The organism is Nioella sp. (assembly GCF_965215655.1).
Taxonomy (GTDB): Bacteria; Pseudomonadota; Alphaproteobacteria; order Rhodobacterales; family Rhodobacteraceae; genus Nioella.
Genome location: NZ_OZ244111.1, coordinates 958,713 through 982,057, shown reverse-complemented (window position 1 = coordinate 982,057; position 23,345 = coordinate 958,713). Strand labels below are relative to the sequence as shown.

General features: G+C 65.3%; 27 protein-coding genes. 17 read left to right on the top strand and 10 right to left on the bottom strand.

Going from position 1 to position 23,345, the window contains the following annotated elements:
- Positions 1–54 precede the first annotated feature (54 nt).
- Complete coding sequence (locus ACOOEX_RS05020; protein ID WP_420397406.1) at positions 55–558, bottom strand: YbjN domain-containing protein; 504 nt, start codon at positions 556–558, stop codon at positions 55–57.
- A 460-nt stretch (positions 559–1,018) separates the two neighbouring features.
- A complete protein-coding gene (locus ACOOEX_RS05015) occupies positions 1,019–1,264 on the bottom strand; it encodes an accessory factor UbiK family protein (protein WP_071688580.1) in 246 nt (81 codons plus the stop codon).
- A 114-nt stretch (positions 1,265–1,378) separates the two neighbouring features.
- On the opposite strand from ACOOEX_RS05015, the gene lgt reads away from it, so the two are divergent.
- The 4 genes from lgt to ACOOEX_RS04995 all read left to right on the top strand — a co-directional run bounded on the left by lgt (position 1,379) and on the right by ACOOEX_RS04995 (position 4,556).
- Positions 1,379–2,296: a prolipoprotein diacylglyceryl transferase gene (lgt, locus tag ACOOEX_RS05010; RefSeq protein WP_420397405.1), complete on the top strand. Its 918-nt coding sequence runs from the start codon at positions 1,379–1,381 to the stop codon at positions 2,294–2,296.
- Positions 2,293–3,357 (top strand): class I SAM-dependent methyltransferase, encoded by a 1,065-nt coding sequence (locus ACOOEX_RS05005; protein ID WP_420397404.1) that lies wholly within the window; start codon positions 2,293–2,295, stop codon positions 3,355–3,357. Before lgt ends, ACOOEX_RS05005 begins: the two co-directional genes overlap by 4 nt.
- Before the next feature lie 16 nt (positions 3,358–3,373).
- The gene (gene pgeF / locus ACOOEX_RS05000) at positions 3,374–4,144 is read left to right on the top strand and encodes a peptidoglycan editing factor PgeF (RefSeq protein WP_420397403.1); all 771 of its coding nucleotides are present in this window, start codon (positions 3,374–3,376) and stop codon (positions 4,142–4,144) included.
- Positions 4,145–4,430: 286 nt separating this feature from the next.
- Positions 4,431–4,556: a hypothetical protein gene (locus ACOOEX_RS04995; protein ID WP_281249797.1), complete on the top strand. Its 126-nt coding sequence runs from the start codon at positions 4,431–4,433 to the stop codon at positions 4,554–4,556.
- 97 nt (positions 4,557–4,653) lie between these two features.
- Here ACOOEX_RS04995 and ACOOEX_RS04990 read toward each other — a convergent pair whose 3' ends face one another.
- Positions 4,654–5,121 (bottom strand): Lrp/AsnC family transcriptional regulator, encoded by a 468-nt coding sequence (locus ACOOEX_RS04990; protein WP_420397402.1) that lies wholly within the window; start codon positions 5,119–5,121, stop codon positions 4,654–4,656.
- Between the two features lie 111 nt (positions 5,122–5,232).
- Here ACOOEX_RS04990 and ACOOEX_RS04985 point away from each other — a divergent pair, with 111 nt between their 5' ends.
- A complete protein-coding gene (locus ACOOEX_RS04985) occupies positions 5,233–6,672 on the top strand; it encodes an aminotransferase class V-fold PLP-dependent enzyme (RefSeq protein WP_420397401.1) in 1,440 nt (479 codons plus the stop codon).
- Positions 6,672–7,478: a class II glutamine amidotransferase gene (locus tag ACOOEX_RS04980; RefSeq protein ID WP_420397400.1), complete on the top strand. Its 807-nt coding sequence runs from the start codon at positions 6,672–6,674 to the stop codon at positions 7,476–7,478. Before ACOOEX_RS04985 ends, ACOOEX_RS04980 begins: the two co-directional genes overlap by 1 nt.
- A 17-nt stretch (positions 7,479–7,495) precedes the next feature.
- Here ACOOEX_RS04980 and ACOOEX_RS04975 read toward each other — a convergent pair whose 3' ends face one another.
- Both ACOOEX_RS04975 and ACOOEX_RS04970 read right to left on the bottom strand, forming a co-directional pair.
- Positions 7,496–9,547, bottom strand: a complete 2,052-nt coding sequence (locus ACOOEX_RS04975; protein ID WP_420397399.1) for a sulfotransferase — start codon at positions 9,545–9,547, stop codon at positions 7,496–7,498.
- Between the two features lie 3 nt (positions 9,548–9,550).
- Positions 9,551–10,051, bottom strand: a complete 501-nt coding sequence (locus ACOOEX_RS04970; RefSeq protein ID WP_420397398.1) for an Lrp/AsnC family transcriptional regulator — start codon at positions 10,049–10,051, stop codon at positions 9,551–9,553.
- A 195-nt stretch (positions 10,052–10,246) separates the two neighbouring features.
- Here ACOOEX_RS04970 and ACOOEX_RS04965 point away from each other — a divergent pair, with 195 nt between their 5' ends.
- Both ACOOEX_RS04965 and trxB read left to right on the top strand, forming a co-directional pair.
- A complete protein-coding gene (locus ACOOEX_RS04965; protein WP_420397397.1) occupies positions 10,247–10,534 on the top strand; it encodes a hypothetical protein in 288 nt (95 codons plus the stop codon).
- Between the two features lie 108 nt (positions 10,535–10,642).
- On the top strand, positions 10,643–11,584 hold the full coding sequence (gene trxB / locus ACOOEX_RS04960) for a thioredoxin-disulfide reductase (RefSeq protein WP_420397396.1): 942 nt from the start codon (positions 10,643–10,645) through the stop codon (positions 11,582–11,584).
- A gap of 4 nt (positions 11,585–11,588) precedes the next feature.
- On the opposite strand, the gene ACOOEX_RS04955 is transcribed toward trxB, so the two are convergent.
- A complete protein-coding gene (locus ACOOEX_RS04955; protein ID WP_420397395.1) occupies positions 11,589–12,131 on the bottom strand; it encodes a DUF6647 family protein in 543 nt (180 codons plus the stop codon).
- A gap of 106 nt (positions 12,132–12,237) precedes the next feature.
- Here ACOOEX_RS04955 and ACOOEX_RS04950 point away from each other — a divergent pair, with 106 nt between their 5' ends.
- From ACOOEX_RS04950 to ACOOEX_RS04930, 5 genes are all read left to right on the top strand, one after another.
- On the top strand, positions 12,238–13,149 hold the full coding sequence (locus ACOOEX_RS04950; RefSeq protein ID WP_420397394.1) for a LysR substrate-binding domain-containing protein: 912 nt from the start codon (positions 12,238–12,240) through the stop codon (positions 13,147–13,149).
- A 99-nt stretch (positions 13,150–13,248) separates the two neighbouring features.
- Entirely contained in the window at positions 13,249–14,034 is a 786-nt protein-coding gene (locus ACOOEX_RS04945; RefSeq protein WP_420397393.1) for a substrate-binding periplasmic protein, read from the top strand.
- Positions 14,035–14,160: 126 nt separating this feature from the next.
- Positions 14,161–16,230 (top strand): bifunctional sulfate adenylyltransferase/adenylylsulfate kinase, encoded by a 2,070-nt coding sequence (locus tag ACOOEX_RS04940; RefSeq protein ID WP_420397392.1) that lies wholly within the window; start codon positions 14,161–14,163, stop codon positions 16,228–16,230.
- Positions 16,231–16,455: 225 nt separating this feature from the next.
- On the top strand, positions 16,456–17,499 hold the full coding sequence (locus ACOOEX_RS04935; protein WP_420397391.1) for a Hint domain-containing protein: 1,044 nt from the start codon (positions 16,456–16,458) through the stop codon (positions 17,497–17,499).
- A 131-nt stretch (positions 17,500–17,630) separates the two neighbouring features.
- Complete coding sequence (locus ACOOEX_RS04930; protein ID WP_420397390.1) at positions 17,631–18,323, top strand: hypothetical protein; 693 nt, start codon at positions 17,631–17,633, stop codon at positions 18,321–18,323.
- Between the two features lie 84 nt (positions 18,324–18,407).
- Here ACOOEX_RS04930 and ACOOEX_RS04925 read toward each other — a convergent pair whose 3' ends face one another.
- Both ACOOEX_RS04925 and ACOOEX_RS04920 read right to left on the bottom strand, forming a co-directional pair.
- Complete coding sequence (locus ACOOEX_RS04925; RefSeq protein ID WP_071688598.1) at positions 18,408–18,641, bottom strand: DUF1150 family protein; 234 nt, start codon at positions 18,639–18,641, stop codon at positions 18,408–18,410.
- A complete protein-coding gene (locus tag ACOOEX_RS04920) occupies positions 18,634–19,062 on the bottom strand; it encodes an Hsp20 family protein (RefSeq protein ID WP_420397389.1) in 429 nt (142 codons plus the stop codon). The genes ACOOEX_RS04925 and ACOOEX_RS04920 overlap by 8 nt, the downstream gene beginning before the upstream one ends.
- A 175-nt stretch (positions 19,063–19,237) precedes the next feature.
- On the opposite strand from ACOOEX_RS04920, the gene ACOOEX_RS04915 reads away from it, so the two are divergent.
- The 3 genes from ACOOEX_RS04915 to ACOOEX_RS04905 are packed head-to-tail and all read left to right on the top strand — an operon-like array spanning position 19,238 to position 21,062.
- Positions 19,238–19,456 carry a YdcH family protein gene (locus ACOOEX_RS04915; protein ID WP_127557554.1) on the top strand — a complete coding sequence of 73 codons (219 nt, stop codon included), beginning with the start codon at positions 19,238–19,240 and terminating at the stop codon, positions 19,454–19,456.
- A gap of 54 nt (positions 19,457–19,510) precedes the next feature.
- The gene (gene purE, locus ACOOEX_RS04910; RefSeq protein ID WP_420397388.1) at positions 19,511–19,999 is read left to right on the top strand and encodes a 5-(carboxyamino)imidazole ribonucleotide mutase; all 489 of its coding nucleotides are present in this window, start codon (positions 19,511–19,513) and stop codon (positions 19,997–19,999) included.
- Positions 19,992–21,062 (top strand): 5-(carboxyamino)imidazole ribonucleotide synthase, encoded by a 1,071-nt coding sequence (locus ACOOEX_RS04905; RefSeq protein ID WP_420397387.1) that lies wholly within the window; start codon positions 19,992–19,994, stop codon positions 21,060–21,062. Before purE ends, ACOOEX_RS04905 begins: the two co-directional genes overlap by 8 nt.
- A 162-nt stretch (positions 21,063–21,224) precedes the next feature.
- Here ACOOEX_RS04905 and ACOOEX_RS04900 read toward each other — a convergent pair whose 3' ends face one another.
- A complete protein-coding gene (locus ACOOEX_RS04900; RefSeq protein ID WP_420397386.1) occupies positions 21,225–21,953 on the bottom strand; it encodes an esterase/lipase family protein in 729 nt (242 codons plus the stop codon).
- Between the two features lie 76 nt (positions 21,954–22,029).
- On the opposite strand from ACOOEX_RS04900, the gene ACOOEX_RS04895 reads away from it, so the two are divergent.
- Complete coding sequence (locus ACOOEX_RS04895; RefSeq protein ID WP_420397385.1) at positions 22,030–22,476, top strand: NUDIX domain-containing protein; 447 nt, start codon at positions 22,030–22,032, stop codon at positions 22,474–22,476.
- Here the strand turns inward: ACOOEX_RS04895 and ACOOEX_RS04890 are convergent.
- Entirely contained in the window at positions 22,446–23,315 is an 870-nt protein-coding gene (locus ACOOEX_RS04890) for a DMT family transporter (protein ID WP_420397384.1), read from the bottom strand. The genes ACOOEX_RS04895 and ACOOEX_RS04890 overlap by 31 nt on opposite strands.
- Between the last annotated feature and the right edge of the window lie 30 nt (positions 23,316–23,345).

Here is a 23,345-nt window from a genome sequence, read left to right as displayed (position 1 = left end):
TTGCGGTGGCTCGACCCGAAGGCCGAAACGCACCCGCTTCAGTCGCCGGGCAGGTTAGGCGCGGCCGTAGCTCTCTGCAATGGCGACCTGCATCGCCTCGGACGGGGTCTTGTCCGTCCAGCAGGCCAGCTGGAAGGCCGGGTAGAACCGTTCGGCGGCCAGCACGGCGGTTTCCACCATGCAGGCGATCTGGTCGGGGCTGGCCATCTGCTCGCCCGCCAGGACAAGCCCGTAGCGATAAACCATCAGCCGCTGCTCGCGCCAATAGCTGAAGGCCCCGGCCCAGCATTTGTCATTGGCGAGGTTCAGCACTTCATAGAGCGCCGGAAGCGCGGCCTCGGGCGGTTCCATGTCGAAAGTGCAGATCATCCGCAGGGTTTCGTCATAGGCGGACCAGGCCAGGGTGACGGAATAGGTCCGCCATTGCCCCTCGATCGCCATGGCGATCTGGTCATCGGCGACGCGGTCGAAATCCCATTCGTGATGCGTCGCCAGCGTTTCCACGATGTCGATGGGATGGAGGTCGTCGACCTCGATATACTGCTCGGATAGCGACATTGCCCAGGCCTCTTTGTTTTGGCAGCTTCGCGCGCCGCTGGTCTGGTGACCAGAACGACCCACTAGAAGCTGGGTGTCTGACTATGGGTCGCCGGGGCAGGCCCGACCCCATACCAGATATGGTGGAGCCAATGGGAATGTCTGTAAAGGATAAAGTTGGGGAGTCGAGGCAGGAATCCGCCCTGCACGGACCTATCCACAAGATTCTCGCATCGGGGCCAAGTTATTCACAAAGAACCGCTTTTCATTGGAAAACCCGTCAGGATCATCGCCGGAAACCCCCGCCCTGTCCTTCATCTTGGTAAAAATACCTCCGGGGTTTGGGGTGGAACCCCAAGCGGCCAGACGAGGCCCCCGCGCATGCGGGGGTTGAGGAGGGCCGCACACGGATCGACGCCGCGGGCGGCGAAACCGACTTACAAGACATCCGATTTGGTGGGTGCAGAGTACCCGGGCGGCGTTACGCGCCCTTCTCCTCCAGCGCCGCAATCCGCGCCTTCAGGGCCTCGTTCTCCTCGCGGGCCTTCTGGGCCATGGCGCGCACGGCGTCGAATTCTTCGCGGGTGACGAAGTCGCGGTCGGCCAGCCAGCGGTCCATCAGCGAGCGCATCGCGGTTTCCGCCTCGTCCTTTGCCCCCTGCGCCACGCCCATGGCGTTGGTCATCAGCTGGGACATGTCTTCCATGAACTTGTTGCGGGTCTGCATGAGGGGCCTCCTGTCGCTTGTCCCTCATATGGCCCCGCAGGCGCCCGGCATCAAGGTTGACTTCGCCGCAGGGGCCAGCCATCCAATCGGCGACCCGAGCAGACGAGGCCCAAGATGCTGCCAGCCGCGATCCCCTTTCCCGATATCTCGCCCGAGATCTTTTCGATCACGCTTGGCGGGATGGAGTTCGCCCTGCGCTGGTACGCTCTGGCCTATATCATGGGCATTCTTCTGGGCTGGCGGCTGGCGTTGGTGACCCTGCGTCGGCCCGCGCTTTGGCCGCAGGGCACCGCCCCGATGACGGGCGAGCAGCTGGAGGGGCTGATGACCTGGATCATCCTGGGCATCGTCGCGGGCGGGCGGCTTGGCTATGTGCTGTTTTATCAGCCTGGCTATTACCTGCAGAACCCCGGTGAAATCCTGATCCTCTGGCAGGGCGGCATGTCGTTCCATGGCGGTTTCCTGGGCGTGGTGATCGGCGGCGGGCTCTATTGCTGGCGTCAGGGCATTCCCATGTTGCAGGCGGGCGACCTGATGGCACTCTGCACCGCGCCGGGGCTTCTGTTCGGGCGGCTGGCGAATTTCATCAATGCCGAGCTTTGGGGCCGCGCGTCGGACGTGCCCTGGGCGGTCATCTTTCCGGGGGCTGCCGCGCAGGATTGCCCTTGGCCACACGGGCTGGTGACCATCGACGACGCGGTCTTTTGCGCCCGCCATCCGTCTCAGCTCTATGAGGCAGCGTTGGAGGGTCTGCTCCTCGGGGTGCTGCTGATCTGGCTGGCCTATCGGCGCGGGGCGCTGACGCGGCCGGGGATGATCATGGGGGTTTTCTTCGCGGGCTACGGTCTCGCGCGGATCATCGTGGAGCTGTTCCGGCAGGCCGATCCGCAGTTCATTACCGCTGACAACCCGCTTGGCCATGTGCTGTCCCTGTCGCCCGGTATCGGCCTGACCATGGGGCAGATCCTGTCGCTGCCGATGCTGATCGTGGGTCTGGCCTTCATCCTCGTCTCACGCAGGCGCGCGGCATGACCGCCCTGCTCGACAGCCTGCTGACGCGCGTCGCCCGCACCGGGCCGATGACGCTGGCGGAGTTCATGACCGAATGCCTGCTGCACCCGACGCAGGGCTATTACACCACCCGCGATCCGCTCGGCGCATCGGGCGATTTCACCACCGCGCCGGAGATCAGCCAGATGTTCGGCGAACTGCTTGGCCTGTGGCTGGCGCAGGTCTGGATGGATCAGGGCGCGCCCGCCCCGTTCCTGCTGGCCGAGCTCGGGCCGGGGCGCGGCACGCTGATGGCCGATGTGCTGCGCGCCACGCGGGCCGTGCCGGGCTTTCACGACGCGGCGCGGCTGCATTTGGTGGAGGTCTCACCCGCTCTCCGCGCCAGACAGGCCGAGGCGCTGGCGGGCCACGAGATCACCTTCCACGACCATCTGGCCAGCCTGCCCGACGGGCCACTCTTCCTGCTCGCCAACGAGTTCTTCGATGCGCTGCCGATCCGCCAGTTCCAGCGCGGCAAGACCGGCTGGCATGAACGGATGATCGGGGCCGAGAACGGGCGGCTGATCTGGGGTCTGGGGCCGGAAAGCGCCTTCGAGATGCTGGAGGACCGGCTGGCCGACACGACCGAGGGCCAGATCGTCGAGGTCAACACCCCCGCCCTGCCGCTGGCCGAGGATATCGGCCGCCGGATCGCGGCCCATGGCGGCGCGGCGCTGATCGTCGATTATGGCGAGGCAGTGAGCCATGGCGATACGTTTCAGGCCCTCAAGGCGCATAAACCTGTCGACCCCCTGACCTGTCCGGGAGAGGCCGACCTGACGGCCCATGTGGCCTTCGCCCCGCTGGCCAAGGCCGCCGCACCTGCCCGCGCCTCCTCTCCCACGCCTCAGGGCGTCTTTCTCGAACGGCTCGGCATCACGGCACGGGCGCAGGCCCTGGCCTCCCGTTTGAGCGGCCCGGCCCTCGACTCGCACATTGCCGCACACAGACGGTTGACGCATGGGCAGGAAATGGGAACGCTGTTCAAGGTGATGTCCCTGACGCCGCCCGACGCTGCCCTGCCCCCCGGCCTCGACCCATGAAAGGCCCCGCAATCCGATGACCGTGACCACAAGCCTCGAGATCATCACGTCAGACCTGCTGGATGGCGTCCGGCACGGGTTCTTCACCCGTCGCGGCGGGGCGTCTTCGGGCATCTTCAAGGGGCTGAACTGCGGCACCGGATCATCCGACCAGACCAGCATGGTCGATACAAACCGCGCCCGCGTGGCTGATGCCATGGGGGTGCCCGTATTGCGGCTGGTCACTGTCCACCAGACTCATTCTGCCCGCGCGGTGGCGGTCGAGGATGCGCAGCCGCTGCCAAGGCCCGAGGCCGACGCGATCGTCACGGCAACCCCCGGCACTGCCATCGCCATCCTCACCGCCGATTGCCAGCCGGTGCTGTTTGCCGACCGCAAGGCGGGGGTCATCGGCGCGGCCCATGCGGGCTGGCGCGGGGCGGTGGACGGGGTGCTGGAATCGACCGTCGAAGCCATGGAAGAGCTTGGCGCACGGCGCGCGGATATCCACGCCGTCATCGGCCCCTCGATCAGCCAGCGCGCCTATGAGGTGGGGCCGGAGTTCTTCGAGACCTTCTTCGACGAAGACCGCGAGAACTCGATGTTCTTCATCAATGGCGAGGGCGACCGGTTCCTGTTCGACCTGCCCGCCTACGGATTGCATCGGCTGCGCCGCGCGGGCGTGGGCCACGCGGAATGGACGCGGCATTGCACCTATTCCGACCCGGACCGGTTCTTCTCCTACCGCCGGTCGGTGCATCAGGGCGAGGCCGATTACGGGCGACTCATTTCCGCGATTCGGCTTTGATGCCAATCTGGAAATCGGGCGAGACTGCCACGCTTGGCGCTGTGAACGACTGAATCTGGCGCATCCTTGACAAGCCCTGCCCCATTACTGCCCAGAAGCCCTTGCACGCGGCAGATTGGCACCAAGAAAACAAGGCCGGCGCCCGCCACATTTTCGCCCCTGCCTTTTACGGAAAATTAGGGCCGGGGCCGTAAGACTGCCCGAAAGTTCCGCCAGATTGTCCTCAACCCGGAAACGGGACAACAGATGGCCCGAAAAGGGTCGGCATGAAAAGAGGACGAGAGAGATGCTGAAACGGCGCTGGATGGAAAAGGTTCTGGAAGAAAGCCAGAAGGAACAGATCGAAATGCCCTGGTCGCGCGGCAAACGCCATCGTCGCCGGAGCATGCTGCGCAAGGCGGCATCGGCCTGATTCCACGCATGGGCCGGACACGGTCCGAGCAGCAGAACGCTGAAAAAATGGCGGCCTTCCGGGGCCGCTTTTTCTTTGCGCGGGCCAGATGGACGCCCTACCCGATCGGCCGGAGGGGAATCGGGCGCTGTTCCTCGATCGCTTCCATCGCGAAGAAGGATGTCACGGTGTCCAGCTCCACCCCCTCGATCAGCCGTTTGTAGCACAGGTCGTAATCGGCCATGTCGCGCGCCACGATCTTCAGCATGTAATCGTACTCCCCGCCGATCCGGAAGAAATCCACCACATTGGGGATCGTCCGCACATGGCGGCGAAAGGCGTTGAGCCAGTCGGCCGAATGGTGGCGCGTCTTGACCATCACGAAGACCACCAGCGTGGCCCCCAACTGCGCCCGGTCGAGCAGTACGGTGCGCCCCCGGATCACGCCCCGATCCTCCAGCGCGCGCAGACGCCGCCAGCAGGCGTTCTGCGACAGGCCCACCTTTTCGGACAAGGCCCGTTGCGACAGGCTGGCCTCCTGCTGAAGCGCCTCCAGCAGGAGGCAATCTATTTGATCTAACTTCACGACATTTCTCCGATCATTTGACCCAACCTTATCCTGTATCACGAAAAGAAAGGTGATGAAATCGCGCCACCCGGGTGTCAGATTCCTGAAATCAGCGAACTGGAGCCCGACATGACCCCCCTTGCCCGTTTTGAAGCCTCTCTCGACCGAAGCGACCTGGTGGATGTCCTGCGCAGCGGGATCATCGGCGACGGCATCCTGATCGACACGCCGTTCGGGCAGAAACCCCTGATCTACGCCGATTACGTTGCCTCTGGCCGGGCGTTGACGGTGGTCGAGGATTTCGTGCGCGACGCGGTGCTGCCCTATTACGCCAACAGCCATACCGAGGCGTCCTATTGCGGCGCGGCCATGACCCGGATGCGGGAAGAGGCACGCGCGCGGATCGGGGCGCTGGTCGGGGCGGATGACGGGTGCAGCGTGGTGTTCACCGGGTCCGGTGCGACGGCGGGGCTGAACCGGCTGGTGGCGTTGCTCGACATTCCGGCGCGGCTGGCGCGCGGGGAAAGGGTGGTGGTGCTGGTCGGCCCCTATGAACATCATTCCAACCTGCTGCCCTGGCGCGACAGCGGGGCCGAGGTGATCGAGGTGGCCGAGGATGCGGCAGGCGGCCCGGATCTGGGTGATCTGCGGGCGCAGCTGGACGCGGCACGGGGCGCGGAGCTGATCGTCGGCAGCTTCTCGGCGGCATCGAACGTGACCGGGATCGTGACCGACACCGATGCGGTCACACGGGTTCTGAAACAGGGCGGCGCGCTGGCGATCTGGGATTTCGCCGGAGGTGGCCCCTATATGGAGATGTCCATGCAGTGCGGCACCGATTGCGCCAAGGATGCCATCGTGTTCTCGGCCCACAAGTTCCCCGGCGGGCCGGGCGCGTCGGGCGTGATGATCCTGCGCGACGCGATGACCACGCGGGCCACGCCCACCCTGCCGGGCGGCGGAACGGTCAGCTTCGTCTCGCCCTGGCGGCACAGGTATTCGAACCGGTTGTCGACCCGCGAAGAGGCGGGCACGCCCAATGTCGTCGGGGATATCCGCGCGGCGCTGGTGATGATGGTGAAGGCGGCGCTCGGGCAAGGCTGGCTGGACCGTCGTCAGGCCGATCTGCGCGCCCGTGCGCTTTTGCGGTGGCAGGCCCATCCGCGGCTGGACCTGCTGGGAAACACCGCTGCCAAGGCCCTGCCGATCTTCGCCTTCCGCATCCGTGACGGGCGTGGAGGCTATGTTCATCATCAGCTGTTCACCCGGATGCTGTCCGACATTCACGGCATTCAGGCGCGCGGCGGATGTGCCTGCGCGGGGCCCTATGCGCACCGGCTGCTCGGCATCGGGCAGGCGCACTCCGAGGCGCTCTTCGCGGCGCTGGAAGCGGGCGAGGAACTGGCCAAACCCGGTTGGGTGCGGCTGAACCTGTCGGCGCTGATGACCGATGAGAAGGCGGATTTCGTCATCGGCTGCGTCGAGCAACTGGCCGAAACCGCCGAAGACCATGGCGCGCTCTATAGCTGCGACGAGACCACCGCCCGGTTTGCGCGGACCGCTGCCTGATGTGCCGGTTCCTCGCCTGGACGGGCGCGCCGCGCTATCTTGAGGAGCTGGTGATCGAGCAGAAACAATCGCTGGTCGAGCAGAGCCGCAATGCGCTGATCGGCAAGACCGCGATCAACGCGGACGGGTTCGGGCTGGCCTGGTATTCGCCCGAACGCACGGTGCCCTGTTTCTACAAGGATACCGGCCCCGCATGGTCCGATGCCAATCTGAAACAGCTTGCCCATCACACGAAGGCGGGCCTTTTCATGGCGCATGTACGCGCCTCGACCGGGACGGCGACATCGCGCAACAATTGCCACCCGTTCGGCCATGGCCGCTGGAGCTTCATGCATAACGGTCAGGCGGGCGGGCATGATCGGTTCCGCCAACGTCTGGACGCGATGATCCCCGAGCATCTTTATGCGCAGCGCCTTGGCGCGACCGAAAGCGAGGCGATCTTCCTGATCGCCCTCGGGCATGGGATGGCGGCTGATCCGGTCGGGGCAATGGCCCGCGCCGTGGGGCAGGTGGAAGGGTTGGCGCGCAGGCATGGCAGCACGCCCCATATGCGCTTTGCCGCCTGCTGGTCCGATGGGGCACGGCTGTTCGCCGCGCGCTACGCGTCGGACCGCTATGCCCCAAGCCTCTACTATCGCCATTGCCGTCGGGGGGTGGTGGTGTCCTCGGAACCGCTGGACGAGGTGGCCGGGGTCTGGACCGAACTGCCGCCGGGCCGTGCCATCGAACTGCGCAGGTCAGAGGTGATCGGGCATGACTTCGATCCGGCAGCCCATGCGATGCACGAGGCGCCCCTTCCCGCTTAACCGCCCCCGACGCGGCGCTACAGCGAAACGGGCTTTTCAAGCGCCTCCAACAGCGGTTCCAGTTCCGTTTCATAGCGGGTCCAGCCCGCGACCGAGGCGCGGTAGATGGGCTGGCGCACCTGCGCGAAGCTGAGCGTCGCCACATTGCGCCGCGCCTTGTGCGGTTCCAGACAGGCGGCGTCCCAGTCGAGTCCAGCGGCCGCGACCAAGGCACGGATCTGCGGCTCCGGCTCTGCGGTCAGCGCCTCGTAGTCCACGACATGTACCCGGTCGGGCAGCGCCTCGGCCCAATGGTCCAGCATCGCCTCGTAAAGCCGCAGGTAGCGCCCGATATCGGCCAAATCGGTGGCAAAGAGCTGCCGGCCCTGCGGGAACATGTTGCGGTAGATCGACAGGCCCACATCGCGCGGATCGCGGCGCAGCATCAGGAACCGGGCATTGGGCAGTGCCAGCGCCGCTTGCCCGACGCGCGAAAACGTGGAAATCGCCTTGTCGGTCAGGATATCCACAGCCCCCGAGCGGCGCCGTGCAGCTGTCATGTAGGCCCGGCCCGCCTCGGCAAAGCCTGCCTCGGCAGCGGGGAGGCCATCGGCCACCCGGTCCAGTGGCAGGTGCAGGGCGCGCACGAGAAACGGCATCTCGCCCCCCGCCGTCACACGCGGATGCGCGGCAAGGATGGTTTCCACCAGCGTCGTTCCCGACCGGGGCGGACCGGTGACGAAGATCGGGGCATCGTCCGGGCAATCGCGCGGGACGGGAGCCTTGCGCAGGGCGTCATAGCTGCCAACAAGCGCGCGGGCGGCGTCCAGATCAGCCTCGAACCGGTAGGGGAACTCGGCCCGCATCATCCGGTTTGCGCGGTTGAGATAGCGGAACACCCGGTCGTGATGGCCCAGATCCTCCTGCGCCTTGGCCATGGCGAAGGCCAGCACCCGGCGGCTGAGAGCGGGAAGGGTCGCGTTGTCTGACCGCGCCTCAAGGATCGGCAGGATCGGGTCATCGGCTGTGATCTTGCCGCCCCCGACATAGGACCGGATCGCCTCGGCCGCGTCGGGGCTGATCCGCGTGGCCTCCAGCAGATCGGCGCGCGCGCCATCCATGTCGCCCGCCGTCTGGCGTTGCTGGCCCCGGATGGTGCGGAAGGCGACGTTCCTGGGGTCCGATTTAACCAATTCGTCCATCAGCGCCGCAGCGGCCCCGTTTTCGCCCTCGGCGGCCAGCGTTTCCGACAGCCGCGCCAGCAATCCACGCGACCGGCCGAGCCGGATGGCGGCGTCATAGGCGCGGCGTGCCTCTCTCGGGCGGCGCAGGGCGGCAAGCGTATCGCCGTGATCCAGATGCAGGTCGGGGCGTTTCCTGTGGCGGGCAATGGCGCTTGCCAAGAGCGCCTCGGCCGCTTCCACGCGGCAGGTTTCACGCAAGGCCCGGGCCAGCGGCAGTGTCACATCCGCCCCCCGATCAGCGGCGCGGGTCAGGGCCGTTTCGGCCCGCAGCCATTGCCCCAGATGCACATGACATTCGCCAAGCGCCCGCAGCGCACGGGGATCGTCCGGGGCGCGGTCCACGGATTTTTCGAGCGGTCCGATGGCCCCCGCCCAATGTCCGAGAGCCATTCGGGCAAGACCAAGTGCAAGCGCGGGCCCGGCCGCATTCGGAAACCGGGTGACCAGTGCCAATGCAGCGGTTACGGCGGCTTTGGCCTGCCCCTGTTCGATCTGGCGCAGGATCGGGGCGATGTCGGGGCCGGAGGTCAGGGAAATCCCCGCCGCCGCCGCCTCCCGTTGCAGTTTCTTCAGTTTGCCGCCAGTCAGGACGGCCGCCAGCCCCTGCCAGATCGCGGGTTCCTTTGGCCGGGATTTCAACGCTTTGCGTAGGGCGGTTTCGGCCTTGGCGGCGTCCCCGCGCGCGGCATGGATGCGGCCCACCTGAAAATGCGCTTCGGCCAGATCGGGACGGGCCTGCAACACTTGCGCATAAAGCGCCAGCGCCGCCTCCGCCTGTCCGGCGGATTGCGCGGCCATCGCCTGCCCGTAAAGCTGCTTGATCCGCGCCGGATTGACCGGAAGCATGGCCTAGCCCTCGCGCGCGATGCGCTCCTCCAGCACGTCGAAGGGAACGCCGGGATCGTCCTTGGCCCCGCGAATGACCAGCGAGGTGCGCACATGGGCGACATTGTCGGCAGCGGTCAATTGCTCGGTCAGGAAGCTCTGGAAGGTGGACAGATCGGGGGCCACGCATTTCAGGATGAAGTCGATCTCGCCATTCAGCATGTGACATTCACGGACCAGCGGCCAGTTGCGGCAGCGGTTCTCGAAGGCGACCAGATCGGCCTCGGCCTGGCTATGCAGCCCGACCATGGCAAAGACCTGCACCTCGAAGCCCAGTTGCCGGGCGTCCACATCGGCGTGATAACCCTTGATGAAGCCCTGTTCCTCCAGCGTGCGGACCCGGCGCAGGCAGGGGGGCGCGGAAATGCCGACGCGGCTGGCCAGTTCCACATTGGTCATGCGGCCATTGCCCTGAAGCTCTGCCAGGATCATGCGGTCGGTTTGGTCCAGTTTTGCCCCTGGCATGTTTCTGCTCGCCTCCCCAGACGTTTAATTTTCCTGTTATCGGACATGCCCTTTGCGCAAGAATATTTCAAGGGCGCGCAAGATATGTACCGGACAAGTCGGAAATGCAAGTGCCACCACACGACCCGGCATCGCGCTGAAGAATGCGTTATGGTGTGAATGTTTATGAGCGGATTCAAACAAAGGAGAATTATGATGAAGCTGCACAGCCTGATCCTGATCCCGGTTGTCGCCCTTGCGAGTTGCGGCGACTCCTTGCGCATGCCGGACCTACCGGAGTCCACGTTCTACGACAGAACAGTCGTGGCAATCGACGGGCAGACCTACACAGTAGCCACGCGACCGGCGGAATTCGGCGGCAGCGAGCAGTATTTCGTCTTCGTCAACGGGCGCTATTATGAATGCGAAGCACCCACGGCGGAAGGTTGCATCGAGGCCGTGCGCGGGGCCATGACCCAGGGCGGCGGGGATTCGGACTACTAGGACACGGGCAGGCACAGGCCCGGCGCGATCCGGCCCTGCCCCCCCTTTTGCCTCCCGCGCGGGGTGGCTACATTGGCGGCGACTCATGACACACCCAAGGAAGCCTCCATGTCCGACACCCGCCACACCCGCGTTCTGATCATCGGCTCCGGCCCGGCTGGCTATACCGCCGGCGTCTATGCCAGCCGCGCGATGCTGAGCCCCATTCTGGTGCAGGGGATCGAGCCGGGCGGGCAGCTGACCACCACGACCGAGGTGGAGAACTGGCCCGGCGATACCGAGGTGCAGGGCCCCGACCTGATGATACGGATGGAGGCCCATGCCAAGGCCATGGGTTGCGAGATCATCGGCGACATCATCACTTCGCTCGATACCTCCGTGCGGCCCTTTGTGGCGCAGGGTGACAGCGGCACCACCTACACCGCCGACGCGGTGATCCTGTGCACCGGCGCGCGTGCCAAGTGGCTTGGCCTGCCGTCGGAAGAGGCGTTCAAGGGCTTCGGTGTGTCCGCCTGCGCCACCTGCGACGGGTTCTTCTACCGCGGGCAGGAGATCGTGGTGATCGGCGGCGGCAACACCGCCGTGGAAGAGGCGCTGTTCCTGACCAACTTCGCCTCCAAGGTGACGCTGATCCACCGCCGGGACGAACTGCGCGCAGAAAAGATCCTCATCGACCGGCTGATGAAGAATCCCAAGATCGAGCCGCTGTGGCACCACGTGCTGGAGGAGGTCGTCGGCACCGACAACCCCAAGGGCGTCGAGGCCGTGCGCGTCAAGCATGTGGAGACCGGAGAGATCACCGAGATCCCCTGCAAGGGCGTGTTCGTCGCCATCGGCCATGCGCCTGCGAACGAGTTGGTCAAGGACGTACTGGAACTGCACAATGGCGGCTATGTGAAGGTCGAGGCGGGCAGCACCCGCACCTCGATCCCCGGCATCTTCGCGGCGGGCGACCTGACCGATCACAAGTATCGCCAGGCCGTGACCAGTGCCGGGATGGGCTGCATGGCGGCGCTCGACGCCGAACACTGGCTGGCGGAACAGGACTGACGCATCAATCCGGGTGGATGTCACGCGGCGTGCACCCGGCCTCGATCACCACGGCAATCCAGTTCACATCGGGTTCCAGCCCGAGGTCGTTCAGCCATTCCTGCTGGATGCGGTAGGCGGGCAGTTCCTGCGCGCCGGGGCAATACCAATGGCCCGCCGCCGCCTGCCGGTGATGCACCAGCTCATGCAGCAGAACGCTGACATCATAGGGATTGCGGGCATCCCAGGGTTGTACCAGCCAGACCGTTTCAACCTCGGGGTCATAGAGCCCCCGCACGGTCGGGCTGGCCGATGTCTGATGAGCGTGAGCGATGCCAGCGGCGTGGGCGTGGCTGGTCAGCCGGATCAGCGGCGGGGCCTCCCGCCTTGGCAGATCGGTGTGGGTATCCAGCCACGCCTCCATATGGGCGACAAGATCCTGCATCGTCGGGGCCTCACGCCAGGCCAGCAGATCCTGCGCCGCAGCCATGACCGGCGCCAACGCCAGTGACACGCACAGGGAGAGAGAGCGCACCAGCCGGCGGCTGGCCCGGAAAGGGATGGTCATGGTGACCTCCGTGGGTTTGGATCAGGAATGAATTCATGGTAAGGTTCGATCTGCGCCAGACGCAAAAGACCTTTTTTCATTGGCGCATGAAGGGAATTCACCCGCCATGGGACGCCAGCTGCCGCCATTCGCCGCCGTCCGCGCCTTCGAGGCCGCCGCGCGGCACAGAAGCTTCAAGACAGCCGCCGAGGAGCTGTGCCTGTCGCCCTCGGCCATCAGCCACCAGATCCGAGCGCTGGAGGAATACCTCGACACGGCCTTGTTCGAACGGGTCGGCAACCGGCTGGAGCTGACGCTGACCGGGCGCGGCTATGCCGGCAGGCTGACCGGGCTTCTGAACGGGCTGGAGGACAGCACCCGCGCCATCCGGCAAGCCGGGGAGCGCCCGCTGCGGGTGCTGTGCACGCCCGGTCTTGCGGCGCGCTGGCTGGTCCCGCGGCTCGACCGGCTGGAGTTCGGAGACCGGGTGCGGCTGCGGGTCTCGACCGGCGCGCCCTCGACCGATTTCGCCAGCAATGACAGCGATGTTGTGATCCAGTGGTCGGTCGATCGCACACCCGGCGTCGTGACCGAGCCGCTGATGCAGTCCAACCGCTACCCGGTGATCAGCCCGCACCTGCGCGACGCGGAGGGCGTGGAACGGCCCGAGGATCTGTTGCGCCTGCGGCTGATGTATGACGAAACCGACGACGCCTGGGCCGACTGGTTCGCCGCCGCGGGCCTGCCCGACCCTGCCTTGCCGCAAGGCCCCGTCTTTCCCAATTGTGAACTCGCCACCACCGCCGCCGAACGCGGTCAGGGCGTGTCGCTGGCCTACGATTCCGTTGTGCGGGGCACGCTGGAGTCCGGCAGGCTGGTGCGGCTGTTCGAGACCGTGACGATGCCGATGGTCATCTATTCGGTTGCCTATCTTGAAGACCGGGCCGGTGACCCAATGATCCGCGCCTTCCGCGACTGGCTGTTCGATCAGGTGGCGCAGGAGGGCACCGCCGTTCCGTCGGTCTCGGCTGCCGAATAGGACCGGGCGGGCGATATTGCCCTGCGGTCAGGGGCGGTCTAGGCTCTTGATCCCTGCCCCGGCGCACATCCATTTTTGACTCAAGCCCAAGGAAATTGAATGACCTACGTGAAGCTTCTGCGTTTTTTCGTCCTGTCCCTGATGCTCTGGACCACGACCGCCGCCGCGCAACCGGTGGTGATCGGCGTGTCCGAGGATTATCCGCCCTATGCTTACCGCGACAACCTTGGGCAGATCACCGGGTTCGATGTTGATGTGGCCTCCCGGATCTGTGCGCGGCTTGGGCAGGATTGCCGGTTGGAGATGCACCCGCTTGCGGGGCTTCTTCGCGGGATATCCGAGGGCACGCTCGATATCGCCATTGGCGGTCTGGCGGCGACGCCCGCGCGGGCGGAAATGGGCAACCTGACCTGCCCCCTGCTGTATTTCCAGAGCCGGGACGAGATGTTCTATGCCCGCACACCCGGTATGAACGTGACCACGGCCACCATCGCCACGGTGCGCGGGTCGCTACAGGAATGGGCGCTTGTACAGCAGGGCCTGCGGCTGGCGGTGTATGAGACGACCGAGGCAGCGGTGCAGGCCGCCCTCTCCGGGCAGGTGGATGCCGTCTTCGGGACCACACGCTCGCTAGAGACCGTGGCCGGGGCAGCGCAGATGCTGGTCGAGGTGGACCGGATGGAGATGCCGCCCGTGGGCGCGGCCTTCATGGTGTCGCGCCAGCGACCCGATCTGCTGGCACAATGGAACGGGCAGATCCTGCAACTGTTCGACGGCGGTACAATCGACCGGCTGCACACGCAATACGGTGACTTCAACGGCGACTTCCCCGAAACGCGGCAGCTCTCGGTGGCCTGCCTGCGCGGCAACCGCCCGATGTTCTGAGGCCCCGCTCCCCACGCGCTGCGCGACATCGCACCGCCCCATGCCAACACGGGGGTAATTTCCCCTTTTCCGCACCTGCATCATGTGACATATGTTCATTCGTGAACAAACTTTGAGTCGTCTGCGATGCCCGCACCAACGCCCACCCTGCCGGAAGATGACCTGCTCTTCCGCGTTCTGCGCCAGCTGGATCTGGCGCCGGATGCCTCGCAGCGGGCGACGGCGGCGGCGCTTGGTATCTCGCTCGGGCGGCTCAATGCGGTGTTGCGCGCGGTGACCGACGCCGGGCTGATCAAGGTCACCGACCGCGACAGCACCGACAAGCGCCAGCGCTTTGCCTATGCGCTCACCTCTCGCGGGGCGGCTGAAAAGGCCCGTCTCACCGATCGTTTCCTTTCCCGCAAACTGGCCGAATATGACGCGCTTCATGCCGAATTGACCGGCGCGGCCAGCGGGCTTCTTTCCCCCAAGTACAGGACCCAAGTGATGCAGAACCACCTTGCCCCCGTTCAGGAACTTTTCGTTTCCGCCGACAGCGCCCAGAAACTCAAGCGCGAGGCGTCCGAACTGGTCAGCTGGGATCTGACCCCGCGCCAGATCTGCGATCTGGAACTGTTGATGAATGGCGGTTTTGCGCCGCTCAAGGGCTTTCTGGGTCAGGAAGACTATGAAAGCGTCGTCGAAACCATGCGTCTGGCCGATGGCACGCTCTGGCCGATGCCGATCACGCTGGACGTGAGCCAGGCCTTCGCCGACGGGATCGAAGCCGGTCAGGACATTGCGCTGCGCGATCAAGAAGGCGTGATCCTTGCGATCCTGTCGATCAGCGACAAATACGTGCCCAACAAGGCGCGCGAGGCCGAGATGGTGTTCGGGGCCGATGACGTCGCCCACCCGGCGGTGAACTACCTGCACCACGTCGCGGGCCCGGTCTATCTGGGCGGTGCCGTGACCGGCATCCAGCAGCCCGTGCACTACGATTTCCGCGCCCGCCGCGACACGCCCAATGAACTGCGGTCCTATTTCCGCAAACTGGGCTGGCGCAAGATCGTTGCCTTCCAGACCCGCAACCCGCTGCACCGCGCGCATCAGGAACTGACCTTCCGCGCCGCGAAAGAGGCGCAGGCCAACCTGCTGATCCACCCGGTCGTGGGCATGACCAAGCCGGGCGACGTCGACCACTTCACCCGCGTGCGCTGCTACGAGGCGGTGCTGGACCAGTACCCCGGCGCCACCACCACCATGAGCCTGCTGCCGCTGGCGATGCGCATGGCCGGCCCGCGTGAGGCCGTCTGGCACGGGCTGATCCGCAAGAACTATGGCTGCACCCATTTCATCGTCGGCCGTGACCACGCGGGCCCCGGCAAGAACTCTGCCGGTGAGGATTTCTACGGCCCCTATGATGCGCAGGACCTGTTCCGCGAGCATCAGGCCGAGATGGGCATCGAGATGGTCGATTTCAAACACATGGTCTATGTGCAGGAACGCGCCCAGTACGAACCCGCCGACGAGATTGCCGACAAGGACAGTGTGACGATCCTGAACATCTCGGGCACCGAGCTGCGCCGCCGTCTGCGCGAAGGGCTGGAAATCCCGGAATGGTTCTCCTTCCCCGAAGTGGTGCAGGAACTGCGCCGCACCTCGCCGCCGCGCTCCAAGCAGGGCTTTACCGTGTTCTTCACCGGCCTTTCCGGCTCCGGCAAATCGACCATCGCCAATGCCATCATGGTCAAGCTGATGGAACAGGGCGGCCGCCCGGTGACGCTGCTCGATGGCGATGTGGTGCGCAAGCATCTATCCTCTGAGCTCGGCTTCTCGAAGGAACACCGCGACATCAACATCCGCCGCATTGGCTATGTCGCCTCCGAGATCACCAAGAACGGCGGCATCGCCATCTGTGCGCCGATCGCGCCCTACACCGCGACCCGCCGCGCCGTGCGCGAGATGATCGAAGCCTTCGGAGCCTTCGTCGAGGTGCATGTGGCAACCTCGCTGGAAGAATGCGAACGTCGTGACCGCAAGGGGCTTTATGCGCTGGCGCGTGAAGGCAAGATCAAGGAATTCACCGGCATTTCCGACCCCTACGAGGCACCGACCGCTGCCGAGCTGGTGGTGGATACCGAGGGCATGGACGTGGATTACTGCGCGCAGCAGGTGCTGCTGAAGCTGGAATCCATGGGGCTGATTTCTGCCTGATCCCATCTGTTCGAACCATCCTGAAACGCCCCGGCCAGCCTGTCTGACCGGGGCGTTTTGCTGTCAGGCGTTAACCGGCTGGAAAGTCCTGCGGCCCATGCTGCCCGAAATTGTCCAGATCGCAGCAGGATTGCGCCCCGGTATGTCCATATTCGAGAGGTAGGAAAAGGGCGGGGGCATCCGGCCCATGGGCAACCGTGCGGCCAGTGCAAGGATGTGTGCGCGATGCCAAGCTACGACATGCAGGCCTGGAGCCTTCAGGACATAGGCAACCCCACTTCGCTTGGGGTGGGTGACAGTTTCACCGTGTCCGCCTCGGCGACAGCGGATATCGTCACCGTCACCGATGGTGGGACCGACAACACGCCCGACGATTTCAACCCGGTCGACAGCGACCAGCTTGTCAGCGGCACCGTGGATGGCACCACCTATACCAACCAGTTGCATGAATACGAACTGGCCTATCAGGTCACCGATGGTGTGAATACCTTCGTCATGGTCTGGGTGAATACCGGCGCCAGCCAGCAGGGCAACAATCAGGGAATCACGCAGGACGGCTATTTCGTGGTGATGGAGGACCCGTCAAACCCCGGACAGGGTGGCATCGTTCCGGGAACCACTTACACAATTCTCGACGATGATATCTCGGTCAACTATTCCAACGGCTCCGGGTTCGAGGCAAACCCGGTTTACACCGACTTCTTCGTCTGTTTCGCGCGTGGCACCCTGATCGGCACCGTGGAGGGCGACCGCCCTGTGGAAACCCTGCATCCCGGCGACCTGATCCGCACCCGCGACGACGGCCCGCAGCCCCTGCGCTGGATCGGCGGGCGGCGGGTGCCCGGCCGGGGCGATCTGGCCCCGGTGGTGATCGGCAAGGGCGTTCTGGGCAATCGTCGCCGGTTGCGGGTCTCACCCCAGCACCGGCTGCTGATCGACGGGCCCCGCGCCGAATTGCTGTTCGGCGAGGGGGAGGTTCTGGTCGCCGCGAAACACCTGATCGACGGCAGGCGCATTCGGTCCGAGCCCCGTGACTTCGTGGAATACTGGCACCTGCTGTTCGACCGCCACCAGATCATTCTGGCTGAGGGCATTGCCGCCGAAAGTTTCCACCCGGCGGACCAGTCGATCCGGGCGCTGGACCATGCCGCACGCGAGGAAGTGCTGCGGATCTTCCCGGAGTTGCGCCACGCATCCACCGCCTACGGACCGCTCGCCCGCCCTGCGATCGGCGCGGCAGAGGCGAGGGCGGTCCTGCCAATCCCCTGATTCCATAAAAAAGTTTACTCTGCGTCAACCTTTCTGCAACACCCCCGATTTCCGTCGTGGGGGTGGCTTGAAGGAATCGGGGCGCGGCGCGAAGCTTGCCGGGTCAATCAATCTTTGGGGGGATTGAGTCCATGAAGAAACTCGTCACCATTCTGGCAGGCCTGATCCTGTCCATCACCATCGCCGGCAGCGCTATGGCACAAAGCCTGCCATTCAGTTTCAGCGGCCCAAGCAGCTTTGCACGCGGCCCCGACAGGCTGACCTTCGGCTTCATGTCACCGTTCTGTTCCGACTGCCGGACCGTGGCCGGATTTGGCGGACCGGAAAACATCCATATCGGGAATGCGCTTGGCCTTATGGTTGCCGCCACCTGGCTCAATGCCGCCGCGCGCGGGGCTTCGGCGTCGTCCTCGGCCCCTGTCCTGGCCTATACGCTCGGGCTGGAGCACATGAATGCCGACGTCAATGCCTTCGAGGCGGGCGGCTGGCTGTTTCCGACGTACGGCAGTTCCACCTTCACCGGTATTTTCGTGGGCGCCGCCTATGAAACCCCGCTTGGCGGCGGCTATTCCAGCAGTTCCATCGCGGTTCCGACCTTCGGCTTCGGCCTGAACCTCGGCTATGGCTGGGCTGCTGTTGACGGCTTCGGCGGATCGTTCCAGGTCAACGACTCGGGTCTCTATGGCCGTGCCGATGCCTATCTGGCCATTCCGCTGGCGGGCGGCGTGCTGCTGACGCCGGGCGTATCCTACCGGCTGTTCGATTTCGGTGGCATCGAGGATCGCGGCCTGTCCGGGTTCCTGCGCCTTGTCATACCGCTATAACCTCCCTGCGACCTGTACCTCGTAGGGAATACGAAGATGGGCGCCCTGTTTCGGGGCGCCCATTTTACGTTTGGCAATGTCTGATCAGTGCACGCTGACCGGCGTCATGTCGTTCTGCCGCGCCACCACGAAGGCCAGCTTGCGGTCCTTGACCAGTGCCAGTTGCTCTCCCGCCTCGTTGCCGATGGCATAAAGCTCTTTCAACCCCGCGCCGCTGGCTTGCGCCCGGATCTCCTCGGGCAGATCGTCGACGCGCACCTTGCGGACATAGACGATGGGGCGTTCACCGGCTTTCATCTTGTCACTGGGTTCATGCATCCGACGACCCTCCTGTTCTGATCTTGATCGTCTGCACCACGTTTTCGGGGGCGGACCGTTTCAGATCCACATGCAGCAGCCCGTGTTCCATGGCAGCGCCCGTCACCTCGACCCCGTCGGCCAGGACGAAACTGCGTTGGAACTGGCGCGCTGCAATGCCCCGGTGCAGGAAGACGCGGCCCTCGCTGTCATCGCCCTGACGGCCCCGGATGACCAGCTGGCGGTCCTCCAGCGTGATCGACAGGTCATCCTCGGCAAAACCGGCCACGGCCAGCGTGATGCGGAAAGCATTCTCGCCCTTGGCTTCGATATTGTAGGGGGGATATCCGTCATTGCCGGATTTCGCGGTCCGCTCCACCAGCCGTTCCAGCTGATCGAATCCCAGAAGGAACGGGTGCGAACCTAAGGTCAGTTTCGTCATCGGGCACATCCTTTACCAAGCGATCTGCATGTGTCGGCCCCGTCATGGCGGCCATTTGCCTCAATATGGGGGCGCTTCATGACCCTTGCAAGGCGCGCAACGCTTTGCCCGTTGGGGATAATACGGTATCCTCAAGGCCCTGCCGCAAGGCGACTCAGTCACAGGTCCAGCGCCCATGAACGCCCCCAACGAAATGACCCATGAAGATGTGCTGCGCGTGAAGCTGGGGGTTCTGACGCGCGAACACAGGGATCTGGACGAGGCAATCGGCGCGCTCGAGGAACGCCCGCTGCCCGATCAGCTGACACTCCGCCGCCTGAAAAAGCGCAAGCTGGCGCTAAAGGACGCGATTGCCCGGATCGAGGATGAACTGACCCCGGATATCATTGCGTAACCCCGCGCCATGACTATAGTGCGCGCTTCCTGAGGGATAGCGAGGAAAACCGCCATGGATCGGGTCGAGGTCGGGATCATCATGGGCAGCCAGTCGGACTGGCCCACCATGAAGGAAGCCGCCGATATTCTGGATGAACTGGGCGTGCCCTATGAGGCGCGCATCGTGTCCGCGCATCGCACCCCGGACCGGCTGTGGTCCTATGGGCGCGAGGCCGTGGGCCGGGGCCTGAAAGTGATCATCGCAGGGGCGGGCGGCGCGGCGCATCTGCCCGGCATGATGGCGTCGAAAACCCGCGTCCCGGTCATCGGCGTGCCGGTCCAGACCAAGGCGCTTTCGGGCGTCGACAGCCTCTATTCCATCCTGCAGATGCCGCGCGGCTATCCCGTCGCCACCATGGCGATCGGCGCGGCAGGGGCCAAGAATGCAGGGCTGATGGCGGCCGGTATCCTGGCGCTTGGCGACGCGGGCCTCGCCGAACGGCTCGACGCATGGCGGGACGCGCTCTCCGCCTCAATCCCAGAGGTGCCGGTTGATGAGTGACATGCTGCCCACCGGTTCGACCATCGGCATCCTGGGCGGCGGCCAGCTTGGCCGCATGCTCTCGGTCGCAGCCTCCCGTCTCGGCTACAAGACCCATATCTATGAACCCGGTGCCGCGCCCGCGGGCGATGTGGCGGCCCGTGTCACGCAAGGCGCCTATAACGATCTCGACGCGCTGGCGCGCTTTGCCGCCTCAGTCGATCTCATCACCTACGAGTTCGAAAACATCCCCGCCGACGCGCTGGATGTGCTCTCGGCCACCACGCCGCTCTACCCCTCGCGCCGTGCGCTGGAGGTGAGCCAGGACCGCCTGACCGAAAAAACCTTCCTGACCGAAATCGGCCTGACGACCGCCCCCTTTGCGCCCGTGGACAGCGCCGAAGATCTGGCGCAGGCCATCGACCGGATCGGCACGCCCGCGATCCTGAAAACCCGCCGCTTCGGCTATGACGGCAAGGGCCAGGCGCGGATCATGGCGCCCGGCGATGCCGCGCGGGCGCTGGCCGACATGGCCGGCGCGCCCGCCATCCTCGAAGGCTTCATCGACTTCAGCCGTGAAATCTCCATCATCGCCGCGCGCGGGCGCGACGGGGCCATTTCCTGCTACGATCCGGGCGAGAACGTCCACGAAAACGGCATCCTCGCCACCACCACCGTGCCAGCCGCCATCGCGCCCTCGCTGCGTAGCGATGCCGTGCTGCTCGCCGCCCGCATCCTTAACGCGCTTGATTATGTGGGCGTGATGGGGGTGGAGCTTTTCGTGACGCCACAGGGACTGGTGGTCAACGAAATCGCCCCCCGCGTGCATAATTCCGGCCACTGGACGCAGGCAGGCTGCGCCGTCGACCAGTTCGAACAGCACATCCGCGCGGTGACCGGCTGGCCGCTTGGCGACGGCAAGCGCCACGCCAATGTGGTGATGGAAAACCTGATCGGCGACGATGTGACCCGCGCCCCGGACCTCGCCGCCCGACCCGGCACCCAGATCCATCTCTATGGCAAGGCCGAGACCCGCCCGGGCCGCAAGATGGGCCATGTGAACACGGTGACCGGCCCCGCGTAGCCTCTTCTTCTTTGTCCAAATACCCCCGCCGGAGGCGTCCAAACCCGCCACCGGCGCAACCGTCGGGACAGGCAACCGCCCTTCACCACAATACCGTGGCAACGCGGGTCGAGGAGTGCCCCCGCGCAAGCGGGGGTCGACGAGGCACGCCCGCGGGTCCCGTCAGGGAAGCAATTGCTCCACCGCATCCAGCAGATCAAGATCCTGTTCAAAGGCCCCCGTTTGCAGGAAGGTCAGCGTTTCGGCCACCACCAGCGGGTTGTTCATCATGAAGGTGTGACTGACCCGCAGCGCAATGAAATCGCGCATTCCCTCGACCATGGTCTCCTCGACCGAGACCTTTCCGTCATCCGGCCCCTCGATCAGCGCCGAGGTCACCGGGTTGATGGACCCATATCCCGCGATCACGCCAAGCTCGAAATCCACTGGCGGCAGGGCCAAGGGCACACTGTCCTCGCCGGTGCCCAATTGCTGCCCGGCGGGGCCATGGACCCAGTCGAACGCCGCAAGATCGTCGAACCGATCCACCAGGGCCGCCCCCTGGTTCGGCGGCGCCAGCATCACCACCCGGCCAAGCGAGGGCAGGTCATGCTCCGCCAGCCAGTGGCGCAGCAGGATGCCGCCCATGGAATGGGTGACCACATGCACCGTGCCGGGCGCGCAGCTGGCCAGCGCCGGTTCGATCGCGGCAGACGAGAGCTCACCGATCGTGCCTTCGGTAGATGGGTAGCCAAGATTCACCACCTGATAGCCTTCCGCCTCCAGCACCTCCTCCATCACCCAAAGCGAATTTGTGCTCCGCGCCAGCCCATGCAGCAGCACCACGCAGTCGGCGCGGGCTGGGATCGGGGCCAGACTGAGGGCGGCCAGCAGGGCGAAAAACACTTTCATTCCTCCTATCTAGGCCAGACCGCGGATTTCCCAAGCCCCCTTGCGCACCGGCCATAAGCCGGGCAGCATCCCGCTCATGCCAGTCCCCTCTCCCCGCCTTGCCGTTCGCGGCCTGCTCCTGATCGACAACCGCCTGCTTCTGGTCAACGCCTGGCCCAAGCACCGGGGCAACCTGTGGTGCGCGCCCGGCGGTGGCGTCGAGCGTGGCAGTTCCCTGCCCGACAATCTGGCGCGGGAGTTTCACGAGGAAACCGGCCTCACGGTTGGCGTCGGCGATCCATGCCTGGTCAACGAGTTTCACGACCCCGAGGGCACGTTCCATCAGGTCGATGTCTATTTCCGCTGCACGCTTCTGGCAGGCCAGCTCGACAACAATTGGAAAGATCCCGAACGGGTGGTCTGTGAACGCAGGCTGTTCAGCCGGGACGACATCGCGCGGATCAAGGTCAAGCCCGACAGCCTCGCCGCCGTGGCCTGGGGCGAGGCGATCTTCTACGATCCGCTGGAACCGATCCTGCGCTGAGGCGCCAGCAGGCCGAAGGCAATCCCCCCCAGAACGATTGCCGCCGCCAGCACCAGACGCAGCGACAGGCCTTCGCCAAGCAGCGCCACGCCCCCCAGAATGGCAATGACCGGAGCGGAAAGCTGCACCAGCCCCGCCACCGTGGCCTTGAGCTGCGGCAGCAGGGAATACCACAGCGCATAGCCGAGACCCGAGGTCACCGCGCCAGACAGGCAGGCCAGCAGGATGCCCCTTGTCGTGACGTCGACGGGCTCCATCTGCACCGGCAGGAAGATCGGGATGATCAGGCAGACCGGCGCGGCCCAGAGGAAATTCGCCGCCGTCGCCGCCAGCGGATCGCCCGCCTTGCGCCCCGCCAGCGAATAGACCCCCCAGCCCACGCCCGCGAGCGCCATGAAGACGGTGCCCATCAGCGGCACCGTAACCTCCCCTGCCGGCCAGACCAGCCAGCCGAGCCCCGCCATGGCCAGCCCCGCCCCGATCCACCGCGCGGGCGGCACGGACTCGCCGCCAAGGATCGCGCCTGCAAACATTGTGATCTGGACGCAGCCAAAGAGAATGAGCGCGCCGAGCCCGGCATCGAGCCGGAGATAGGCAATGGAAAAGCCAAGCAGGTAAAGGCAGAGCGACAGTGCGCCGACAAGGCGTCCGGGCTGGAACATCGGCAGCCCGCGCCGCTGGATCAGCACCAGCGCCACCAGCATGCCCGCGCCCGACAGCACCCGGATGATGGCAAAGCCGAGCGCGTCGATATCGCCCCCGGCCAGTGCCATGCGGTTGAGGATCGAATTGGCCGCGAAGGCCAGCATGGTGAGGGCGGTGAGCAGGGCAAGGCGCATGAGGACTGTCCGAAGATAGGAGGGGGTCAG